The sequence below is a fragment of the Paenibacillus sp. FSL H3-0329 genome (assembly GCF_037963285.1).
GTDB classification, from domain to species: domain Bacteria; phylum Bacillota; class Bacilli; order Paenibacillales; family Paenibacillaceae; genus Paenibacillus_AQ; species Paenibacillus_AQ odorifer.
Map to the genome: position 1 here is coordinate 4,612,412 of NZ_CP150150.1, position 18,091 is coordinate 4,630,502.

Here is an 18,091-nt window from a genome sequence, read left to right on the forward strand (position 1 = left end):
CTCCCACGGTGACATTCTTACGCTACCACAGCTCATCTTCTTCCCCACGCCGCGCTGCTTCAAGCTTACGGCGCACCGCAGCCTTCAGTGGATCTTCCGGCACCTGAACGGTTACGTCGCTCCATACGGCAGCCTGACAGGCCAAACGCGTTCCTTCTTCTAAGGCCGATCCAAGCTTACGCCGCTCAATATCACCGGGAGGCCTTACTGCAGCAGCCTCTTCCTTCGCGACTGTAACCTTGCACATCAGACAGCCTGCTTTGCCTCCGCATCTAGTTGTTATTGGCACTCCTGCTTTACGAGCAGCCTCTAATAACGAAATGCCACGGTTCACAACAGCTTTACGACCTTCTGGTTGAAATACAACGGTAACTCCTTTTTGTGATTTCATGATGTTACTTCCTTCCTCAACACTATGTAACTGCTTACATAATTGAAACAACTCCGCCCAATAGGCCCACTAACATAATGACAAAAGCAAGTATAGACAGTACAGCCTTAAGCAATCCCTTGGTTTTGCTCCGAGCAAAAGTTATAAGAAATACTGATAATCCCATAATCAGCATCGCAATCAGGGATAACCACATTTTTGTCATCGGATCCATGGTCAAAGCCCCCATTCGCCTGTAATTTATTAGGGACTATTATATCATGACCTTATCCTTTTCTGTAAAAAAACATCATTTTTTATGTATTATTTTAAATAGATTACGCTTCGTGAAAATTATCAGGAATATAAAAAAAAAAGCAAAAGACGACGGAATCATTCATTGATCCGTTTTCTTTTGCTCACCCAACATAAAGCTATTTTTTAAGCATCATTTTCATTAAAGACTCCATTGTGCTGGAACCTGCGCCGCCTTTTTTAACGGCATTGATAATCTCCTGCACAGTAGCTTCACTGACCGGCACTTTCGCCATTGATGACACCTGCTTAATTAACTGGCGGAGCTGGGCTTCATTCTGCGTAGTTCCTGGCTTTACCGTACTGGCTAGCTTTTTGACGGCACTTTCCGTAATGTTCTTGCCCGCCTTTTTGTTAATGGCGTTCAATGCATCCTTGGAAAAATCTCTGCTCACTTTTCATCCCTCCTCCGTCAATCCCCATTACAACATATGAGAATTTGCGGAAAAAGGTGAACAGGATCAGGAATGCCACTGCTCCCAAGTTTCCTGGGAGATCGACTCAAGCTCAGGCTTACGATCACGCCCCATCAAGGCTTCAACCGCACTGCGTGGGCTTCTTCCTTGAAAGAGCACATGATAAATCTGATCCGTAATCGGCATCTGCACACCCAGCTTGAGCGAAATTGCATAAGCTGCTTCGGTAGTACGAATACCTTCGACTACCATCCCCATGGATTCCAGCACCTCGGCCAGCGGCTTGCCTTGACCAAGCATGGACCCAGCGCGCCAGTTACGGCTGTGCTGACTAGTAGCCGTCACAACAAGGTCGCCAATTCCGGCAAGGCCGGCAAAGGTCAAAGGATTGGCTCCAAGCTCAACTCCCACCCGAGATATCTCGGCGAGTCCACGGGTCAAAAGGGCTGCTTTAGCATTGTCCCCATATCCAAGGCCATCGGATAGACCTGCACCAAGGGCAATAATATTCTTAAGAGCTCCGGCAAGCTCTACCCCTACCTGATCACGATTCGTATATACACGGAAATCGTTGTTGATGAACAATTCCTGCGCTTCGGCGCTACGTTTGTCATCAGGTGAAGCAACTACAACGGTTGTAGGACACCGGCGTACAACTTCCTCTGCATGACTTGGACCGGAGAGGACGACGATCTGCCCTTCGTCACAGCCTAGTTCCTCTGCAATTACGATGGACATCCGCTTATTGCTTTCCGACTCAAAGCCCTTCGTAGCATGAACACATAACATGTCATCCTTCCAGAATGGCTTCAGACTGCGAGCAACCTGCCGCATTCCTGAAGACGGAGCCACAATTACAACCGCCTTAGAACCGGACACTGCCGTTTCCATATCCGTAGTTGCAATAATGTTAGCTGGCAGAGCGATGCCAGGCAGATACTTATTATTCGTATGAGAGCCATTGATCTCGGCAGCTTGATCAGAGTTGCGTGTCCACAGATAAACTTCCGAGTGGTTTGCAGCCAGCACACTAGCCAGCGCAGTTCCCCAGCTCCCCGCTACAAGTACGGTAACTTTATCAGACAACACGATTCCCTCCTTTAACTTTTGAGCCTATCTTGTTCTCACGGCCTTCTACGATCTTTACAATATTCGTCCGGTGCCGCCAGAAGGCGAAGACCGCAATAATAATACTGGTCCAGAGCACAGGTTGTGTAAATCCTGTCAACAATAAAGCCACTGGTGTCAGTGCTACAAAAATTAATGAGCCAAGGGACACGTAACGTGTGATAAAGATAGACAGGATGGCGATGATACCGGCGAGCAGCGCTGGCCATAAACAAAGCGTAGCCATAACACCGATCGTAGTAGCAATGCCTTTCCCCCCACGAAAACGAAAATAGAGCGGCCAATTATGTCCGATGATGGCAGCGATTCCGCAAAGAGCCGGAACCCAGGTTCCCCATCCGCCGACCCAGGTTCCTAACCATACAGCGGCAACCCCTTTCAGCACATCCAGCAACAGCACTAATATTGCAGGACCTTTACCCAATACACGCAGTGTATTGGTAGCCCCCGCATTTCCGCTTCCGTATTGACGGATATCAATTCCCTTTAGCAACTTTGCAAGCAGTACACTAAAGCTGACAGAACCAAGCAAATAGCTTACAACGATAACCAGAAGTTCAAGCGCCACACTTCTTCTCCCCTAACCTTCGTTTTCGGATTTGCGCCGTGTAAAGAGACGGATTGGTGTTCCTTCGAAATTAAACGCTGCGCGAATTTTATTCTCCAGATAACGTTCATAGGAGAAGTGCATCAGCGATGGATCATTCACGAACACCACAATCGTAGGCGGCTTCACCGCAACCTGCGTTACGTAGTTAATACGCAAGCGACGGCCTTTGTCAGTTGGTGGAGGGTTAATCGCGATTGCATCAGATACAACGTCGTTCACCAAATGTGTAGTAATGCGCAGTGCGTGCTGTTGAGATACATGCTGTACAACAGGCAGCAGTTTTTGCAAACGCTGTTTGGTTAAGGCCGACAAAAAGACAACCGGTGCGTAACTCATAAACAAGAAATGGTCACGAATCTTAGTCTCAAAGTTTTGCATAGTCTTATCGTCTTTCACAATGGCATCCCATTTGTTCACAACAAAAATAGATGCTTTACCAGCTTCATGTGCATAACCAGCAATATGCTTGTCCTGATCGATGATGCCCTCTTCGCCGTTAATTACAACGAGGACCACATCAGCCCGTTCAATCGCACGCATAGCACGCATAACACTGTATTTCTCAATGTTCTCGTATACCTTGCCTTTTTTACGCATACCTGCCGTATCGATAAGCACATAACGTTGCCCATCACGTTCAAAAGGAGTATCGATAGCATCTCTTGTTGTCCCTGCAATATCACTGACGATAACACGTTCTTCGCCCAAAATCGCGTTGACCAAAGAGGATTTCCCTACATTCGGACGGCCAATCAAAGCTACACGAATGACATCCTCATCGTATTCATCATCTATTTTCTCAGGTAGGCGCTCAACTACAGCATCTAGCAAATCGCCGAGTCCGGTTCCGTGACTACCAGAAATTCCGATTGGATCCCCAAAACCAAGGCTATAGAACTCATAAATATCATCCGCACGCTTCATATTATCCACTTTGTTGATGGCAAGAACGACCGGTTTACCTGAACGGAACAGAATCTGAGCTACCTCTTCATCTGAATTCGTCACACCACTCTTTGCCTCACACATAAATACAATAACATCCGCTTCTTCAATCGCCAGCTCCGCTTGAACGCGGATTGATTTCAGAATTGTGTCTTCTCCATCAATTTCAATACCTCCGGTATCAATCACACTGAACGACTTACCGTTCCAATCTGAAATACCATAAATCCGGTCACGTGTAATCCCCGGTTTATCTTCTACAATGGCTAATCTATCGCCAATCAGCCGATTAAATATCGTCGATTTCCCGACGTTAGGCCTCCCAACGATTGCCACAACGGGTCTTGCCATATTCATTCCTCCTGTCATCCTTACGTTACTCATCATAGCAAAAAACATTTAAATTGGCTAACAATCATGTTAACTCTCATCAATCCTGCCGGTTCCGAAAAAAAGACAATCGGCGAACCCCCGTATCGAGGGCTCGCCGATTACTTTACCCGTATATTCAAAAGCTCGTTTAGGGATTAGTTATTACCCTTAAATTTGTCCAGCTTATCACCAAAACGTTCAGCAAGCGTAAAGCTAAGGCCTTCGTTGCTAAGGGAAACGTTAGGGTTGTTCAGAACTTCTTTAGGAGCTCTGTCTCTGCTATTGCTGCGTTCAGGTCTAGCAGATGGAGCTGGAGCTTCTTCAGTTTCTTTGATGCTCAGGCTAACACGTTTCTCGGATGGATTGAAGTCCAGAACTTTCACTTGAACTTCTTGTCCTTCTTTCAATACTTCGTGTGGAGTAGCGATGTGTTTGTGGGAGATTTGTGAGATGTGCACAAGACCTTCCACACCCGGAAGCAATTCTACGAACGCTCCGAAGTTCACAAGACGTTTTACAACGCCTGTTACAACATCACCGATGTTGATTTCGCCAGCAGCAGAGTCCCAAGGACCTGGAGCAGCAGCTTTGATGCTCAGGCTGATTTTTCCTTTTTCAGGATCAACCTTCAATACTTTAACACGTACTTTATCACCTTCGGATACTACATCAGAAGGTTTCTCTACGTGACTCCAAGCGATTTCAGATACGTGTACAAGACCGTCAACTCCGCCCACATCAACAAATGCGCCGAATTGAGTCAGACGTTGTACTGTACCTTCGATGATTTGGCCTTCAGATAGCTCAGCCATAATTTTCAGCTTGTTAGCTTCGAATTCTTCTTCAAGAACTTCTTTAGCAGACAAGATTACTTTGCTGTTCTCACGGTCAAGTTCTTTCACTTTAACACGCAAGGTACGGCCTTTGTAATCGCTGAAATCTTCAACGAAATGACGCTCTACCATGGAAGCTGGAATAAATCCACGAGCTCCAACATCAGCTACTAGGCCGCCTTTAACAACGTCAGCCACAGTAACTTCGAAAGCTTCTTGGGAAGCGAAGTATTTCTCAAGATCTTCCCATGATTTTTCACTATCAACTGCACGTTTGGAAAGAACAAGGCTTTCCTTGTTGTCGTTGATGCTGACAACTTTACATTCTACTTCCTGTCCAACTTCTACTGCTGCAGCAGCGTTGTCCAGTTGTACTGCGGACAATTCGCGAATTGGAATCACACCGTCGTATTTATATCCAATGCTTACATAAGCTTGGTTATCTTCGATTTTGACGATTGTTCCTTTCACGGTATCGCCTTTTTTCAGAGAAATGATTTCCAAGTCAGCTTGGTTAGTCACTTCTTCTTCGTTAACGGCAGCAACTTCTTCTACAGCTCCGTTATTTTCTGTCACAGCGGAATCCACCGCTTCTACGGATTCATTCTTTTCCGCAGCTTCCTGATTTTTAATTTCTTCAGACATGTGATTAGCCTCCTCGATTCAAAACCCCATTTATTTAAACCTGCGTATAGCAGAGTTCAAAACAAGCAATGCTTGATATTGCCACTTACACTTGATGATAGTATGTTCCAAAAAATAGCGGCTATGCCGTTATTTAATCAAAACATTGAGCAAAATTTATTGCTCTGCTCATCCCTTAACTAGCACTTGGTTTACCTGTCTCTTTCATCTCACGGATGCGATCCATAATGACATCGGTAACAGCCTCGAGAGATTCGCTCCCCGCACCGGCAAATTGACTAAGGTCTACAGGAGCACCGTAGACAACGACCATGCGTCGAAAAGGTTTATACTGGCCGATAATAGCCGCTGGAATAACTGCTGCGCCACTTCGAAGTGCAAAGCTAGCAGCACCCTTCTTGGCCACTCCGGCATCAGAGTTACGCGTACCCTCCGGGAAGATACCCATGACATTACCATTACGAAGTGTGTTAAGGGCCGTTTTTATGGATTCTTTGCTTACGCCGCCACGTTTCACCGGAAAAGCACCCAATTTATTAATGAGCCAGCCGAGCACCGGAACCTCAAACAGTTCAGCCTTAGCCATATACTTTACCTGACGGTCCAGCTTAATTCCAATAGTCATTGGATCAAGCAGACTAATGTGGTTAGCGCAGAGCAGTACCCCGCCCTCCTTTGGCACATTTTCTTTCCCCACAATCTTAAGCGGGAAAAGGATTGCGTAAATCAAGCGAAGCAATCCAACACAAATTGCATAAATCATAAATGATTTCTCTCCCCGTCAACATGAGATCTACAGTGGGATACAATGGCCTCCACAACTTGATCGATATTCATTAAGGTCGTATCCAGAAGAATAGCATCCTCTGCACGGCGCAGCGGTGAAATCTCCCGTCCTTCATCCAGACGGTCCCGCTTTGCAATATCGTGTTCAAGCTGCTGAAGCGTCACCGATTCCGCGTCTCTCAGTTCCTTATAACGACGGAGAGCTCGTTCTTCCACACTTGCCGTCATAAAAATCTTTACCTCGGCATCCGGCAGCACGGTTGTACCGATATCGCGGCCATCCATTACCACGCCTTTGCGAAACGCCATCTGACGCTGCAATTGACTCAGTCTGGATCTTACATCCTCGATCTTCGCATACTGCGACACAAGGCCGCTAACCTGAAGGCTCCGAATATGTGGGGTCACGTCTTCCCCATTAATCAGCACCTTCTGAATGTCTCGTTCCGGAATAAGTTCAATCACCATGTCGCGAACCTTCTCGTTCACTCGCTGCTGATCTTCCGGTTCAATGTCTTCTTGGATCATATACCAGGTGATTGCCCGGTACATTGCACCAGTATCAACATAGATATAAGACAACTTCTGGGCTACCAATCGGGCTACAGTGCTCTTGCCTGCCCCGGCAGGTCCGTCGATGGCGACGTTTATTCTGTCATAAGTATGTGTACCCTGCCTATCCAACGGGGCATTCCTCCTCAAACACTCTTTCATAAAAAAACATCTAGCGTTACGAAAACTATTCCTGCAATATCAAGGAGCACACATAAATTGTTATGCTTGATGATATTATCAAGAAAAAAGCAGGCATTGCCTGCGACTTATAAAATTATACCACAGTTTATACTTCAGTGCAAAATCAGACAGCTTAATAGAGCTGTTAAAAATGCTTATCTGTTGCGGAAATCAAACTGACGTTCGAAGCAATAACGGATAATTTTCTGGCGTTCCAAATCTGAAATAGCGACAAATTTCAACATGGCTAAAAGACGTCCATTCTCAAGCTTTTTAATGCGCACTACTTCACCTTCAAAATTGACATGCTCCGTGCTTCCGTTTCGATAAGGAACCAGTACCCAGCAGGACAATTTATTACCAACCTCCAGCTTAACCTGGTTATCCACCAAAAAGGAGATTCCTCCGCCACCAATATCATCTGTACGAACCAGGAACCGTTTGCCAAGGCTATCCTTCACAGCAAGCTCTAGATCAGCATTCACTCGGAAAAAGCTTCTTCTCTGGATCTTAAATATCGAATCTGTCTCCGGCTTTTGAATCCTGACCATACGAATTACATCTTCTTTAAAGCCCAGCACATAAGTATTAAAGTAATTTTTAATGCCACCCTCAGTTAAAAAATAGACCGAAAGCTCGTCCCCCATAAAGAGCCTTTTTAGACGACCATTGCTCTCCTGCATAGGAATTTCAATCAGAAATGCGTCTTCTTCCGTCTCTGCAATTCTTGATCTATATTCAACTTCTGCTTCAGCAGCGTCACTGGAAGCAACCTGTATGTATAGATATTCGTTAATTTTAGGATACAAAGATGTCACCGCCACATCAGTTTAGTAATTATCACTAAGCCTGATTATAGCATGGGAATATCAGCCAGTCAGATATATTTTATAGATATTGCAAAAAAAAGGGACGCACCCAACTGCTGGATGCGCCCTCCCTTTTATTTTGCCTCAGACCCCGAAGAAGGTCTGATTTCTTCCACAGACTCTTCAATTCCATCCTCAGCGTTAATATAAATACGATACTTTGAGCCATTGACCCCTCCACCGAACTCGTAAGTCAAGACCTCGACGGAATCATCATTTTTAATCCAGGACAAGCGATTGTATTGCTCCTTGAAATCAGAATTCAGAAATTTTCTCGCCTCAGCAAGAGTAAGCTTTGGTTTTGGAAGCTGACGGTTGTCCTTATGCTCTTTAACATATTCGCTGGCCTCAAAACCGATGGTATCACCTGTATCCAGCCCCATACGAATAGTCATTTTTTCAGGATAAATCAATACATCATTCTGTTTGGTCACAAAGGTCAAATTCCCGATATTATCATAACGATCAGCGCTGACTGCAGTCATATGGGGATATCCTTTTTTCTCAAGAAACTTCTCGGCTTTGGTAACTGCTTCTTTAATAGATACCTTGGCAGGTCCAATCTCACGGTTATCATAATAAGAGATCAGCAATCCGCCATTTTTTGTGAAATCCATACTGATGGTGTGCTTCTCATTCGAACCACTAACTGTTGCCGTATAGGATGGCCATTCGGTGTTCTTCCCATTTTCTTTAACATCGACTTTAGCGTTGGAGCCCGCATCCGCGAACTTCAATGCCTTACGTTTGATGTCTTCGGCAGTCACGGGGTTACCTCCGAGCATTTTGACGGAACGTTTATCGTAGATGCTTGCTACTGAAGGGCCCCAGTCTAGCTCAGGGTATGCGCCAACACGTTTATCCACCGTTTTGAAACCGTCAATAATCGTGTTGTCCTCCGCTTTATTTTCTGTTGCCAATGCCGTTTCAACATCCATCCAGCGCAGCCGGTTGCCAATGACTTTATTCTGTACCTCTTGCAAATCCTTAGAGATTTCTCCCGAGTTCTTATATAATGCTTTTAGATTACTCAATTCTCCATCTGTCAGAGGTTTTTTAGTGAAGTCACGAATCCCGGCTTTATAAGAAAAGTTGGAGATTTTGGACAGAAACTCCTCTGTTTTGCTAAATGGCAGCAAGGTCAGCGGCAGCTGATTAATCTCATTTTGGGCCTCACTGGTCATCCGCCACACATTGACGAGTCCTTTGCGGTGCATCCCGTTAGAAGCAGAATTAACCGCAAGCGTATTTCCAAGCTCACCATGAAGACGGTCCACATGATAGGACAAATCGTGAAAGGCGCGTTGATATTGGTTTTCCGCCTTAATTAGTATTGAATTCTTCTCCTGGTTCTCCTGATAACCCCACACAAGCGCACCAATCAGCAGCAGCGCGGTCAGCGGGAACATTACAGCACTTAATCTTTTGTACATAGGGCTACAAGACTCCTTTCGATAGCTTATTGGCGTTAGTTTGACAATAAACTAGGAGTCTTATGCACTGAAGTTGCTACACCATGTGACTATAACGTCCGCTCATGCTCTTTCTTCAATCTCAAAGCCACTGCTATTACTGCAAAGGCATTGTTTAAAGCCGGTTTGAATGATACCATGCTCTTTAATCCCTCTTAATATGTAGGTCTCACCGCACTGTTTGCAAACGATACGTACTTTTATACGCAAAAAAAGACACCTCTCTCCTCTCTGGAATTCCTTACTAGGAACTGCCCTTCGAATATAAGTGTGTCCATCTCGATTATAGGTTAACCTCTTCTTCACGTTTCAGAAAGCGGAAAGGAGAACGGCTGTTGGCCCTAGCTACCTTTCCCATACCTCCATACCATAGGATAGCCATCAGAGGCACAATAAACCATATCCAATAGTTAGCTGTCGTACTCAAAATAAAGTCATATATCCCATGCCACATCCATGGCAACAGTAGCGAAAAAACCAGAATTCTCCGGGTCTTAACACCTTTTGAGAACTTCGCCCTCCCCATATGGTAGCCCATGATCACACCAAACATAGCGTGTCCAGAAACCGGAAGAAGTGCTCTCAGAAACATTGATCCGATTGAAGCGTTGCTATACCAAGCGTACATTACATTTTCTATTGTTGCGAAGCCGAGCGAAATCGCCACAGCGTATAGTATCCCATCATATGGCTCGTCAAATTCGGTATGATTGTAAATCATATGGTAAAGCACAAACCACTTTAGACATTCTTCCACGCCAGCGGATATGAGAAACGACTCCACATACGGACCGCCATTTAGTCCCAGCATCAGCCCTCTCTGAATGATCATGACAGGAAACACAATCAGAAGGCCGAGCAAGAATACTTTAATGACTACATGAAGCGGTTCTTGATCATACTTGTCTTTCAGATAAAAAAAGGTCAACAGAGCAAGTCCCGGCGCCACTGCCGACGAAATAACCGATAACACGAGCACCGAATAACCTCCCTACACCCCTAAACCCTATTACTGCCGTTACACAGCAAGGTAGATGATAACTTTGATACAAGAATGACCGACATATCACCAACAACAAGACTAGGGCTGATCGGCCTAAACAATGGTCATCAGCCCCTAGATCTTGCTTAATTACTCCTGACGCTTAAAATGAGTGCACAATAACTGGACCGCATTCTCCGGCATCACTGTTTTCCCGTATTCATCGAGAACAGCTTCTGTGACCGGTGAGGAATCTCCAAACTCAGCAAGTACGCCAACAAGACCTGACAACGCCGTTTCTTCAAATTCCTTTGGATCGAAATACAGATACCATTTATTGTTATAAGAATACAGTTTCCCCTGGGAAGTAATATTACCGATGAGCACATGAGCCGCTTCAACCAGAACCTCGAAATCGCGGAATGCATATACAATGGAGTCGCTTTGTTCAAGAGTAACTTCCATTTCATAAATCTCTTCTGGCAATTCTTCTTCCCCGGACGCACCGTACTGATGGTGATCATATTTTCCTCGGGTCACTATAACGACCATGCCTTGCGCGGGCAATGCGAAAACTTCTACGGCAAGCGGACCCGTGGCATCAAAACCTAGTTCACTATATGCTTGATCCATCATCTCCGTAAACAGGTCATGAACCTTAGGAACTTCCTGCCACATGTCTTCCTTCTGGATGCCCCGCTCGCTCAGGTCGTCAAAAGTGAGGAAAATCCGTATCTTATCTTGACTTAATCGCTCTATTCTCATGACAGGATCCTCCTTTTGCAAGCTCATTTATTATAATGTATGATGAGTCCCGAGTAATGAGCCAAAAATGGTTACTATGTAAGTATGTTATCATTTTGCCGAGATAAATGCACGTAAATAAATATATAAAATCCTCTCTATTGAATAAACCATTTTCAAGGCCCTGAATAATAAAAAAGAATCATTCTGCGGAATATTTCATCCCCAAAATGATTCTGATGGAGTCCTTTACGGTTACAATCCCGGTATGGTTGTATGCGTTTCTTTAAGAATCTGCTCTACTTCGCTCTTTACTTCAGGATTGCTGCGAATGAATTCCTTTAACAATTTAAGATTGGATTCCTTCGACTTCACTGGTGATTCAGTCTTATGCTCAGAGGTTGCGCTGCTTGAACCGTTACTTTGAGCATTACTGCTTGAAACAGCAGTGTTACCAAAACCAGTCGTGGCCATACCGATTATTTTTTCTTTTGCTTTATCTGCAGCCCCACTCATGGAACCACCCGATTGCCCTAGCGAAGACATTAAAGAATTCCGCTTTTTGGACATAATCATACTGGCTGCGGCGCCCATCAGCACCCCGCATAAAAATGACGAAGTATTCATATTTCCAGCCTCCTTGTATGGTAAAATCATGTTTAGTGTTCGCGGAAAGATTCCGGCTCATACAACCTAATAACAAGAAAGCGAGTTGAAAAAAGTGGGTAAAATGACATCAGTGCTCCTATTGGCTACCTTGTTGCTTACTGCCTGTGGCAACAGCGGTGCAAATGGAAATACAGCTAAGGAAACAAATGCCTCAAACAATCCGCCCACGGCGGCAGCTACACAAAGCGCAGAAACTACGGCGCCATCACCTGAAGCAACAGCCAGTCCTACCCCTGAAGCAACAGCAGATGGAGGTACTACAGGAAATAGTACAGCCAGTAAGGGCGAAGCATCCGCTGAAATTCCACTGCTGTACCATATGAACAAAAATTACGATATCGTCCCTAATGAGGAAGCTACAAATAAAAAAGTGGTTTTGCTCACCTTTGACGACGGTCCTAAAGATGCGGCAATGATTAACCCTTTGATGGATGTTCTGGACAAACATCAAGCTAAAGCCATCTTTTTCGTGAATGGTTATCGTGTTAAGGAGCATCCTGAGCTTCTGGAGTTAATACATAACCGCGGTGGAATTATCGGCAACCACAGCTGGGATCATATTGTATTGAAAGACAAGTCCTATACTGAGGTTAAAAAGCAAATCGAAGATGTTCAAAATATTGTCAAAGAAACGCTGGGAGAAGCTCCTCACTTTTTCCGTCCGCCACATGGTGCTGGCGGGGATGTTGGCAAGAAGGTCGCTGCCGAGAATGGAATGTTATACATGACCTGGTCTGTAGGCTCTCTTGACTGGGAAATGAAAGAAAAAGAAACGGGTAAGACAGAAAAATTGATCAGCAATGTTACCGATCAGCTGCATTCTGGCAGTAATATCCTGATGCATGAGCTACCATGGACCGTTGAAGGTCTGGATACCCTGCTCACTACACTTGAGGGCAAAGGATATAGCTTTGTTGATCCGCGCAGCATTGAGCTAAAAATGCGTTGATCTCATCAAACGAAAAATAGAAGGGGGGTCCAAAGCCATTTGCATGGCTTTGGACCCCCCTTTTTTACGCTACCTATTTTTCTTACTGGAAAGAGTAAGCACTATTGGGTTGATTTACGCAGTGTCAGCACATGCATTTCAGCAGGACTGCCCCAGCGAATTGGCAGATGTGCTGTTCCAAACCCTCTGCTGATCAGCAGCAGCGCATTTTTTGCGGAACCGTCACCTCTTGGCCAACTAAACTTTCCAGCGTCATATTTATGATAGAAATGCTCAACATGTCTTTGACCCACAAACGGAAGGATCACCTGGCCCCCATGCGTATGACCTGCCAGAATCAGGTCCGCTGGCACACTTTGGCGCTTGGATAACCAAAGCGGATCATGTACAAGAATTATACGACAGGTATCTTCAGCAGAAGTGTTTGTGGTTAATTGCGGAAAAGGACGGTATGGAGTTTTGCCCCCATTTTTCGGAAAATCAATTCCGGTTAACCAAAGTTTAGCTCCCTCACGTTCAAAAGCCACATTTTCATCCATTAACAGTTTTGCACCACTGTCCTGAATAATCTCATCCACCCTTGTAATATTAGCCCGATAATCATGATTTCCATGCACTACATAGGTAGATGCAATAGAAGTAACTAGAGTCATATTATCGACAAGACGATTTAAAGGGCTATCTTTTTCCGTTAGATCTCCTCCCAGAAAGACAACATCTACTCCACCCTTTAATGGCATCAGAAGCGAGGACGGAAGGCGGCGGCGATGGATATCTGTTATAAACAAGATACGAAATCCATCGAACTCTTCAGGTAGCGAATCTAGCATTATTTCCTCGGTAATAATTCTGTTTCTAAACGCGTTGATCACCATGATTATAACAACAGCCGCAGCTATCAATAGAATGGCCAAGACCACTCCCCATGCCCATGTACTCACCATAATGTACTCAGCGGAGGCGCTCCTTCAATTCCCCACCAAAGCAGCCCTATTAGCAAAATAACAAAGATAAAAATCAAAGAGTTCACAAACATCTTGCTTAGACGAACTTTTTCTGAAGAATAAGTATCTGAACGAGAAGGAACAGATTCTTCGTCCTTCTCTTTACTTCCTGTGGAAGAGCGCTTTGCAGAACCTGCTGGGCGGCGAGCTTTTCTTGATAAAGTTGCCGTAGAGACCCGAGCGGTAGCATTTTTCTTTATAGGAGCAGACTTCTTTTCAGGAGTAGCCTTTTTTACAGCCTCCGAAGTCCGCTTCTCTTTTTTACTTTTGCCAGGATGTTTGCTTTCACTTTTGTGTTGTTTTTGTCGAGACTTTACCCGGCTTAATTCCTCACTCATGATTCCCTCCTATAGCGGATCACCAGACCTGAGATCAGGTCGATGAAGAAGTGACATAGTATAGGGGCCCAGAGGCTGCCCGATTGAATGTAAATATATCCAAGACCATAACTGCTTAAGAACACCCAGCCGGTAGGTACAAAGTGACGTAAATAACGGACATGAATAAGAGCAAATACTATACTCGTCCAATAAGGGCCAATGGAATATTGGATGGCTCCGCGGAATAAGAGCTCCTCACATACCGATACAATTGCTGCTATGACGATAATATGCCACACAGGGCGATTTCGAAATAAAAGGTCGTTTATTCCACCATCATCCATGCTCTCCTCAGGGACAATATGTGTCAATAAATAGTCAACAATTAGCATTGCAGCAGCAAGTCCGAGGCCCCATGCCACAAAATGTACTTTTTCTGGAATAATTAATAGCTGAAAAGGATTTCTTTTCTGAAATAATATCCATATCAAACCGATAATTAATGTGAGCCCCTGAGTGATATAGAGATTGAGCAGCAGAAGACGGTCTGTCAACTGGCCTGGTTCTACCTTTTTAACCTTAATCTCGCCAAATTTGAATTTTTTCATCGTGACCTGCCTGTTCTTTATTTTTTTCGGGCAGCTCCGAGAGAGAAACCGTCCATAGTGTTGCTATCAATACATAATACATAGGATAATCCCCCCAGAAAAAGGAGCATTTATTATGAGCAAACGTAAGTCCCGCAATCAAATGTTATACACGCTAGTTTTTTTGTTTTTCCTAGTTTGCGCCTTCGCCGCATTTTTTACTGGTGTCAAGGTTGGCGCAGACAAAACTGAAGCCAAATATGACAATCAATCAAGTATGAATGGTTTAGTAGAATTCACGGGCTCTTATCAACAGCAGGATCTGGTTACTTTCTATCATAACGTATTTTTGCCCTATCGGGAATTCAAGCGGAATTGGAACATTCAAGTAGATAAGTTAGCGCGCAGCACAGACGCTCGTATGAATGCGGCAGTAATGAAGAATCTAAGTATTCTAGCAGACCAGCAATATGAGAGAGTTAATCAAGATTCTATTTTCACTAACTCTCCTCTATTACATCAGTCACAGGTCAATGTGCTCAAAAGCTTAACTTTATTTTCTAAGGCCTCCGGCAAAGTCTCTACTAGTGCATCTGGTGCAGAGACCGCAAAGTTATTGAAAAATGATGAATTTACAACTGGCGCCGTGAAGTACGGTCTGTTAGCACAAAAGAACTTCTATGATTCTATGCTAAAATGGGGCTCTAAGACAAACCAGAAAATACCTTCTGCACCTGGCGAACTAAAAACGATGTCTTTCATTCAGTGGAAAAAAATGCCCCTTCTTTTGAAGAATGCTTCTATCGCTGACATGATGTTGAATCGCGGAATTTTTGCAGGTTATGATCCTCAGGACATCACTGCTAAAATAGACGATATGATTTACTCAGGCACTGCAAACTCATTAAATCTTTCGGATATCCAGTCCTCAGTAACCTTGTTGATTTCTACAGGTGCTGTGCAGGAACAGGATTTTGTAAAATGGCGGGAACAGTATTATAACAGGGAGACACTTCCACAGCTTCCGTTCTTTTTTGAATAGAACCAGTTATTGAATCATAACGAAAAATGAAGTTCACTTCAAGAAACGCTACTTGTAAAGCCTATTGACACAACTTGCATACCGTGTTACATTATGAAAAAATTAATCATTCAAAACCGATGATGGAACAAAGATCCTGGAAGTCTTCAGAGAGCCGGTGGTTGGTGCAAACCGGTGACGAACAGCTATCTTTAGCGCTCCTGAGATATTGTATCGAACCTTAAAGTAGGTACAATCGGATCAACTCCGTTAACAGTGTGGCCTATGCAGGCCAATGAGGCTGCTTCTTCCAAGTTGCAGTGAATTAGGGTGGTACCACGAAGATAACTCTCGTCCCTTACTACGGCAGTAGTATGGGGTTGGGAGTTTTTTTAATTCCCTAATCCCCCATAAATACTACCTTATGCCCAAAGTTACCGATTTCGCGGTACTCTTGCACGCTGTTTCTTTTGCGCGACACCGCGTTGATCTACTATTATTACATGTTTTTCTCTACTAGTTCGTGAACCTTCTGGTATTGTGGACAGTCCATCAGGGCGTCCTCGACATATAAAGCTTTTCAACTTTAAGGGGGATAAGAAACCATGTTTAAAGTATTAGTATCGGATCCAATCAGTGATTTGGGCATTCAGCAATTGATGGACGCAACAGATGTAGTTGTAGACAAAAAAACAGGTCTCAGTGAAGATGAGCTCGTTGCAATCATCGGTGAATATGATGGTCTACTCGTCCGCAGTCAAACTACAGTAACTGAAAAAATTATCGAAGCTGGAAAAAACTTAAAGGTCATTGGTCGTGCAGGTGTGGGTGTAGATAATATCAAGCTGGAAGCTGCTACTCAACGTGGGGTTGTTGTTATCAACGCTCCTGATGGAAATACCATTACAACTTGTGAGCATGCTTTTGCAATGATGATGGCACTGGCCCGTCACATTCCACAAGCTTATGCAAAAACAATTGGTGGAACCTGGGATAGAAAAACCTTCGTGGGTGTAGAGCTTCGCGGCAAAACTTTAGGTGTACTGGGAATGGGCAGAATCGGTAGCGAAGTGGCTAAACGTGCCAAAGCTTTCGGCATGGAAATCCTTGCTTTTGATCCTTTCTTAACTGCTGAGCGTGCTGAGAAACTGGAAGTAAAATTAGCTTCCGTTGACGATGTAGTCCGCGGAGCAGACTTCATTACTGTACACACTCCACTTACACCGGAAACACGCCATATGATTTCCCGCCCGCAATTTGAAGTGATGAAAAAGGGAATGCGCATCATCAACTGTGCCCGTGGTGGTGTAATTGATGAAATGGCGTTAGTAGAAGCTATTGATAGCGGTATTGTTGCTGGCGCTGCATTTGACGTATTCGAAAAAGAGCCGCCACAAGCAGATCACCCATTCTTGTCGCATCCAAAAATTATCGTGACTCCTCACTTGGGCGCTTCTACAATTGAAGCTCAGGAGAATGTAGCGATCGATGTATCGGAACAAGTACTGCATATTCTGCGTAATGAACCGTTCATCAATGCTGTAAATATTCCTCCAGTTGCTCCAAGCGTAATGAACAAACTCCAGCCTTACTTCACACTTGGTGAGAAGCTGGGCAGCTTTGTTACCCAAATTACAGATAGTGCTATTCGTGAAATCCATGTTGAGTATGCGGGTGATCTGTCAGATGTCGATACCCAACCACTTACTCGTTATATTGTGAAAGGCGTGCTCTCCCGCCACTTCGCTGAGGATGTTAACATCGTTAACTCCATGCACTTGGCAAAAACACGCGACGTTAATGTAGTAATAACTAAAGCTTCCAAAACTAAAGGGTTCACTAATCTGATTACCGTGACCCTTAAAACAGATCACGACCAAGAACGTCTCGTAGCCGGAACATTGCTGCAAGGTTATGGAGAAAGAATTGTTCAAGTGAACAAGTTCCCAGTTGATATCGCTCCTGAAGGACATCAAATCGTCGTATCCCATAACGACAAACCAGGGATTATCGGACTTGTGGGCACATTGCTGGGTGAAAATGATGTCAATATCGCCTCCATGCAAGTGGGACGTAAAATCGTTGGTGGCGAAGCAATCATGCTGCTGACCGTTGATAAAGCTGTACCTACTCATGTGCTTGTGAAGCTTGCTGGCCTGCCAGAAATCAACACTGCCGAAGAAATCATTCTTCTGTAAGCAATAAGATAGAAATCAAACAACAGAGCAGCGACTCTCCCCTTATAGGAGTTTCGCTGCTTTTGTTGTTGATCGTCGACCTATTTCGGCTTCATTTACAACACCGAATCGAGTTCCCCTG

General features: G+C 44.5%; 20 protein-coding genes and 1 other annotated feature. Of the genes, 3 read left to right on the plus strand and 17 right to left on the minus strand.

Annotated features, from left to right (window positions below; genetic code table 11):
* Positions 1-22: 22 nt before the first annotated feature.
* The 14 genes from NSQ66_RS20430 to NSQ66_RS20495 form a co-directional block, all read right to left on the minus strand.
* Positions 23-391, minus strand: coding sequence for a 2Fe-2S iron-sulfur cluster-binding protein (locus NSQ66_RS20430; RefSeq protein WP_036676220.1), 369 nt, complete (start codon positions 389-391; stop codon positions 23-25).
* A gap of 34 nt (positions 392-425) precedes the next feature.
* Positions 426-605 (minus strand): DUF2768 family protein, encoded by a 180-nt coding sequence (locus NSQ66_RS20435; RefSeq protein ID WP_036676218.1) that lies wholly within the window; start codon positions 603-605, stop codon positions 426-428.
* 199 nt (positions 606-804) lie between these two features.
* A complete protein-coding gene (locus NSQ66_RS20440; protein ID WP_038572437.1) occupies positions 805-1,080 on the minus strand; it encodes a stage VI sporulation protein F in 276 nt (91 codons plus the stop codon).
* Between the two features lie 66 nt (positions 1,081-1,146).
* A complete protein-coding gene (locus tag NSQ66_RS20445; RefSeq protein ID WP_076127494.1) occupies positions 1,147-2,187 on the minus strand; it encodes an NAD(P)H-dependent glycerol-3-phosphate dehydrogenase in 1,041 nt (346 codons plus the stop codon).
* Positions 2,180-2,797 (minus strand): glycerol-3-phosphate 1-O-acyltransferase PlsY, encoded by a 618-nt coding sequence (gene plsY / locus NSQ66_RS20450; protein WP_036676213.1) that lies wholly within the window; start codon positions 2,795-2,797, stop codon positions 2,180-2,182. The genes NSQ66_RS20445 and plsY overlap by 8 nt, the downstream gene beginning before the upstream one ends.
* Before the next feature lie 12 nt (positions 2,798-2,809).
* Positions 2,810-4,135 carry a ribosome biogenesis GTPase Der gene (gene der, locus NSQ66_RS20455; RefSeq protein WP_036676212.1) on the minus strand — a complete coding sequence of 442 codons (1,326 nt, stop codon included), beginning with the start codon at positions 4,133-4,135 and terminating at the stop codon, positions 2,810-2,812.
* A 176-nt stretch (positions 4,136-4,311) separates the two neighbouring features.
* Positions 4,312-5,634 (minus strand): 30S ribosomal protein S1, encoded by a 1,323-nt coding sequence (gene rpsA, locus NSQ66_RS20460; protein ID WP_170914203.1) that lies wholly within the window; start codon positions 5,632-5,634, stop codon positions 4,312-4,314.
* A 175-nt stretch (positions 5,635-5,809) separates the two neighbouring features.
* Positions 5,810-6,397 carry a lysophospholipid acyltransferase family protein gene (locus NSQ66_RS20465; RefSeq protein ID WP_036676211.1) on the minus strand — a complete coding sequence of 196 codons (588 nt, stop codon included), beginning with the start codon at positions 6,395-6,397 and terminating at the stop codon, positions 5,810-5,812.
* Positions 6,394-7,104 carry a (d)CMP kinase gene (gene cmk / locus NSQ66_RS20470; protein WP_249267700.1) on the minus strand — a complete coding sequence of 237 codons (711 nt, stop codon included), beginning with the start codon at positions 7,102-7,104 and terminating at the stop codon, positions 6,394-6,396. Before cmk ends, NSQ66_RS20465 begins: the two co-directional genes overlap by 4 nt.
* A 206-nt stretch (positions 7,105-7,310) precedes the next feature.
* A complete protein-coding gene (locus NSQ66_RS20475) occupies positions 7,311-7,964 on the minus strand; it encodes a flagellar brake domain-containing protein (protein WP_036676209.1) in 654 nt (217 codons plus the stop codon).
* 134 nt (positions 7,965-8,098) lie between these two features.
* Positions 8,099-9,457, minus strand: a complete 1,359-nt coding sequence (ypeB, locus tag NSQ66_RS20480; RefSeq protein WP_036676206.1) for a germination protein YpeB — start codon at positions 9,455-9,457, stop codon at positions 8,099-8,101.
* Positions 9,458-9,779: 322 nt separating this feature from the next.
* Positions 9,780-10,475 carry a glutamic-type intramembrane protease PrsW gene (gene prsW / locus NSQ66_RS20485; protein ID WP_038572438.1) on the minus strand — a complete coding sequence of 232 codons (696 nt, stop codon included), beginning with the start codon at positions 10,473-10,475 and terminating at the stop codon, positions 9,780-9,782.
* Between the two features lie 153 nt (positions 10,476-10,628).
* Positions 10,629-11,243 (minus strand): genetic competence negative regulator, encoded by a 615-nt coding sequence (locus NSQ66_RS20490; protein WP_036676203.1) that lies wholly within the window; start codon positions 11,241-11,243, stop codon positions 10,629-10,631.
* A gap of 234 nt (positions 11,244-11,477) precedes the next feature.
* Positions 11,478-11,849 carry a hypothetical protein gene (locus tag NSQ66_RS20495; RefSeq protein WP_076141316.1) on the minus strand — a complete coding sequence of 124 codons (372 nt, stop codon included), beginning with the start codon at positions 11,847-11,849 and terminating at the stop codon, positions 11,478-11,480.
* Positions 11,850-11,943: 94 nt separating this feature from the next.
* On the opposite strand from NSQ66_RS20495, the gene NSQ66_RS20500 reads away from it, so the two are divergent.
* Positions 11,944-12,840: a polysaccharide deacetylase family protein gene (locus NSQ66_RS20500; RefSeq protein ID WP_076101548.1), complete on the plus strand. Its 897-nt coding sequence runs from the start codon at positions 11,944-11,946 to the stop codon at positions 12,838-12,840.
* 101 nt (positions 12,841-12,941) lie between these two features.
* On the opposite strand, the gene NSQ66_RS20505 is transcribed toward NSQ66_RS20500, so the two are convergent.
* From NSQ66_RS20505 to NSQ66_RS20515, 3 genes are read right to left on the minus strand one after another with little or no spacing between them, the layout of a single operon-like run.
* The gene (locus NSQ66_RS20505) at positions 12,942-13,784 is read right to left on the minus strand and encodes a metallophosphoesterase (RefSeq protein ID WP_076141317.1); all 843 of its coding nucleotides are present in this window, start codon (positions 13,782-13,784) and stop codon (positions 12,942-12,944) included.
* A complete protein-coding gene (locus NSQ66_RS20510) occupies positions 13,778-14,182 on the minus strand; it encodes a hypothetical protein (RefSeq protein WP_076141318.1) in 405 nt (134 codons plus the stop codon). Before NSQ66_RS20510 ends, NSQ66_RS20505 begins: the two co-directional genes overlap by 7 nt.
* On the minus strand, positions 14,179-14,772 hold the full coding sequence (locus NSQ66_RS20515) for a CPBP family intramembrane glutamic endopeptidase (RefSeq protein ID WP_036676197.1): 594 nt from the start codon (positions 14,770-14,772) through the stop codon (positions 14,179-14,181). The genes NSQ66_RS20510 and NSQ66_RS20515 overlap by 4 nt, the downstream gene beginning before the upstream one ends.
* Positions 14,773-14,887: 115 nt before the next feature.
* On the opposite strand from NSQ66_RS20515, the gene NSQ66_RS20520 reads away from it, so the two are divergent.
* Both NSQ66_RS20520 and serA read left to right on the plus strand, forming a co-directional pair.
* Positions 14,888-15,793, plus strand: coding sequence for a hypothetical protein (locus NSQ66_RS20520; protein ID WP_076141319.1), 906 nt, complete (start codon positions 14,888-14,890; stop codon positions 15,791-15,793).
* 110 nt (positions 15,794-15,903) lie between these two features.
* Positions 15,904-16,134, plus strand: a binding site (T-box leader).
* A gap of 243 nt (positions 16,135-16,377) precedes the next feature.
* The gene (gene serA, locus NSQ66_RS20525; RefSeq protein WP_036676193.1) at positions 16,378-17,970 is read left to right on the plus strand and encodes a phosphoglycerate dehydrogenase; all 1,593 of its coding nucleotides are present in this window, start codon (positions 16,378-16,380) and stop codon (positions 17,968-17,970) included.
* Positions 17,971-18,091: the final 121 nt, after the last annotated feature.

Coding starts and splice junctions, on each gene's coding strand:
- NSQ66_RS20430 (WP_036676220.1), bottom strand. CDS start 391: ATGAAATCACAAAAAGGAGTTACCGTTGTATTTCAACCAGAAGGTCGT.
- NSQ66_RS20435 (WP_036676218.1), bottom strand. CDS start 605: ATGGATCCGATGACAAAAATGTGGTTATCCCTGATTGCGATGCTGATT.
- der (WP_036676212.1), bottom strand. CDS start 4,135: ATGGCAAGACCCGTTGTGGCAATCGTTGGGAGGCCTAACGTCGGGAAA.
- rpsA (WP_170914203.1), bottom strand. CDS start 5,634: ATGTCTGAAGAAATTAAAAATCAGGAAGCTGCGGAAAAGAATGAATCC.
- NSQ66_RS20465 (WP_036676211.1), bottom strand. CDS start 6,397: ATGATTTATGCAATTTGTGTTGGATTGCTTCGCTTGATTTACGCAATC.
- ypeB (WP_036676206.1), bottom strand. CDS start 9,457: ATGTACAAAAGATTAAGTGCTGTAATGTTCCCGCTGACCGCGCTGCTG.
- NSQ66_RS20490 (WP_036676203.1), bottom strand. CDS start 11,243: ATGAGAATAGAGCGATTAAGTCAAGATAAGATACGGATTTTCCTCACT.
- NSQ66_RS20495 (WP_076141316.1), bottom strand. CDS start 11,849: ATGAATACTTCGTCATTTTTATGCGGGGTGCTGATGGGCGCCGCAGCC.
- NSQ66_RS20505 (WP_076141317.1), bottom strand. CDS start 13,784: ATGGTGAGTACATGGGCATGGGGAGTGGTCTTGGCCATTCTATTGATA.
- NSQ66_RS20510 (WP_076141318.1), bottom strand. CDS start 14,182: ATGAGTGAGGAATTAAGCCGGGTAAAGTCTCGACAAAAACAACACAAA.
- NSQ66_RS20515 (WP_036676197.1), bottom strand. CDS start 14,772: ATGAAAAAATTCAAATTTGGCGAGATTAAGGTTAAAAAGGTAGAACCA.
- NSQ66_RS20520 (WP_076141319.1), top strand. CDS start 14,888: ATGAGCAAACGTAAGTCCCGCAATCAAATGTTATACACGCTAGTTTTT.
- serA (WP_036676193.1), top strand. CDS start 16,378: ATGTTTAAAGTATTAGTATCGGATCCAATCAGTGATTTGGGCATTCAG.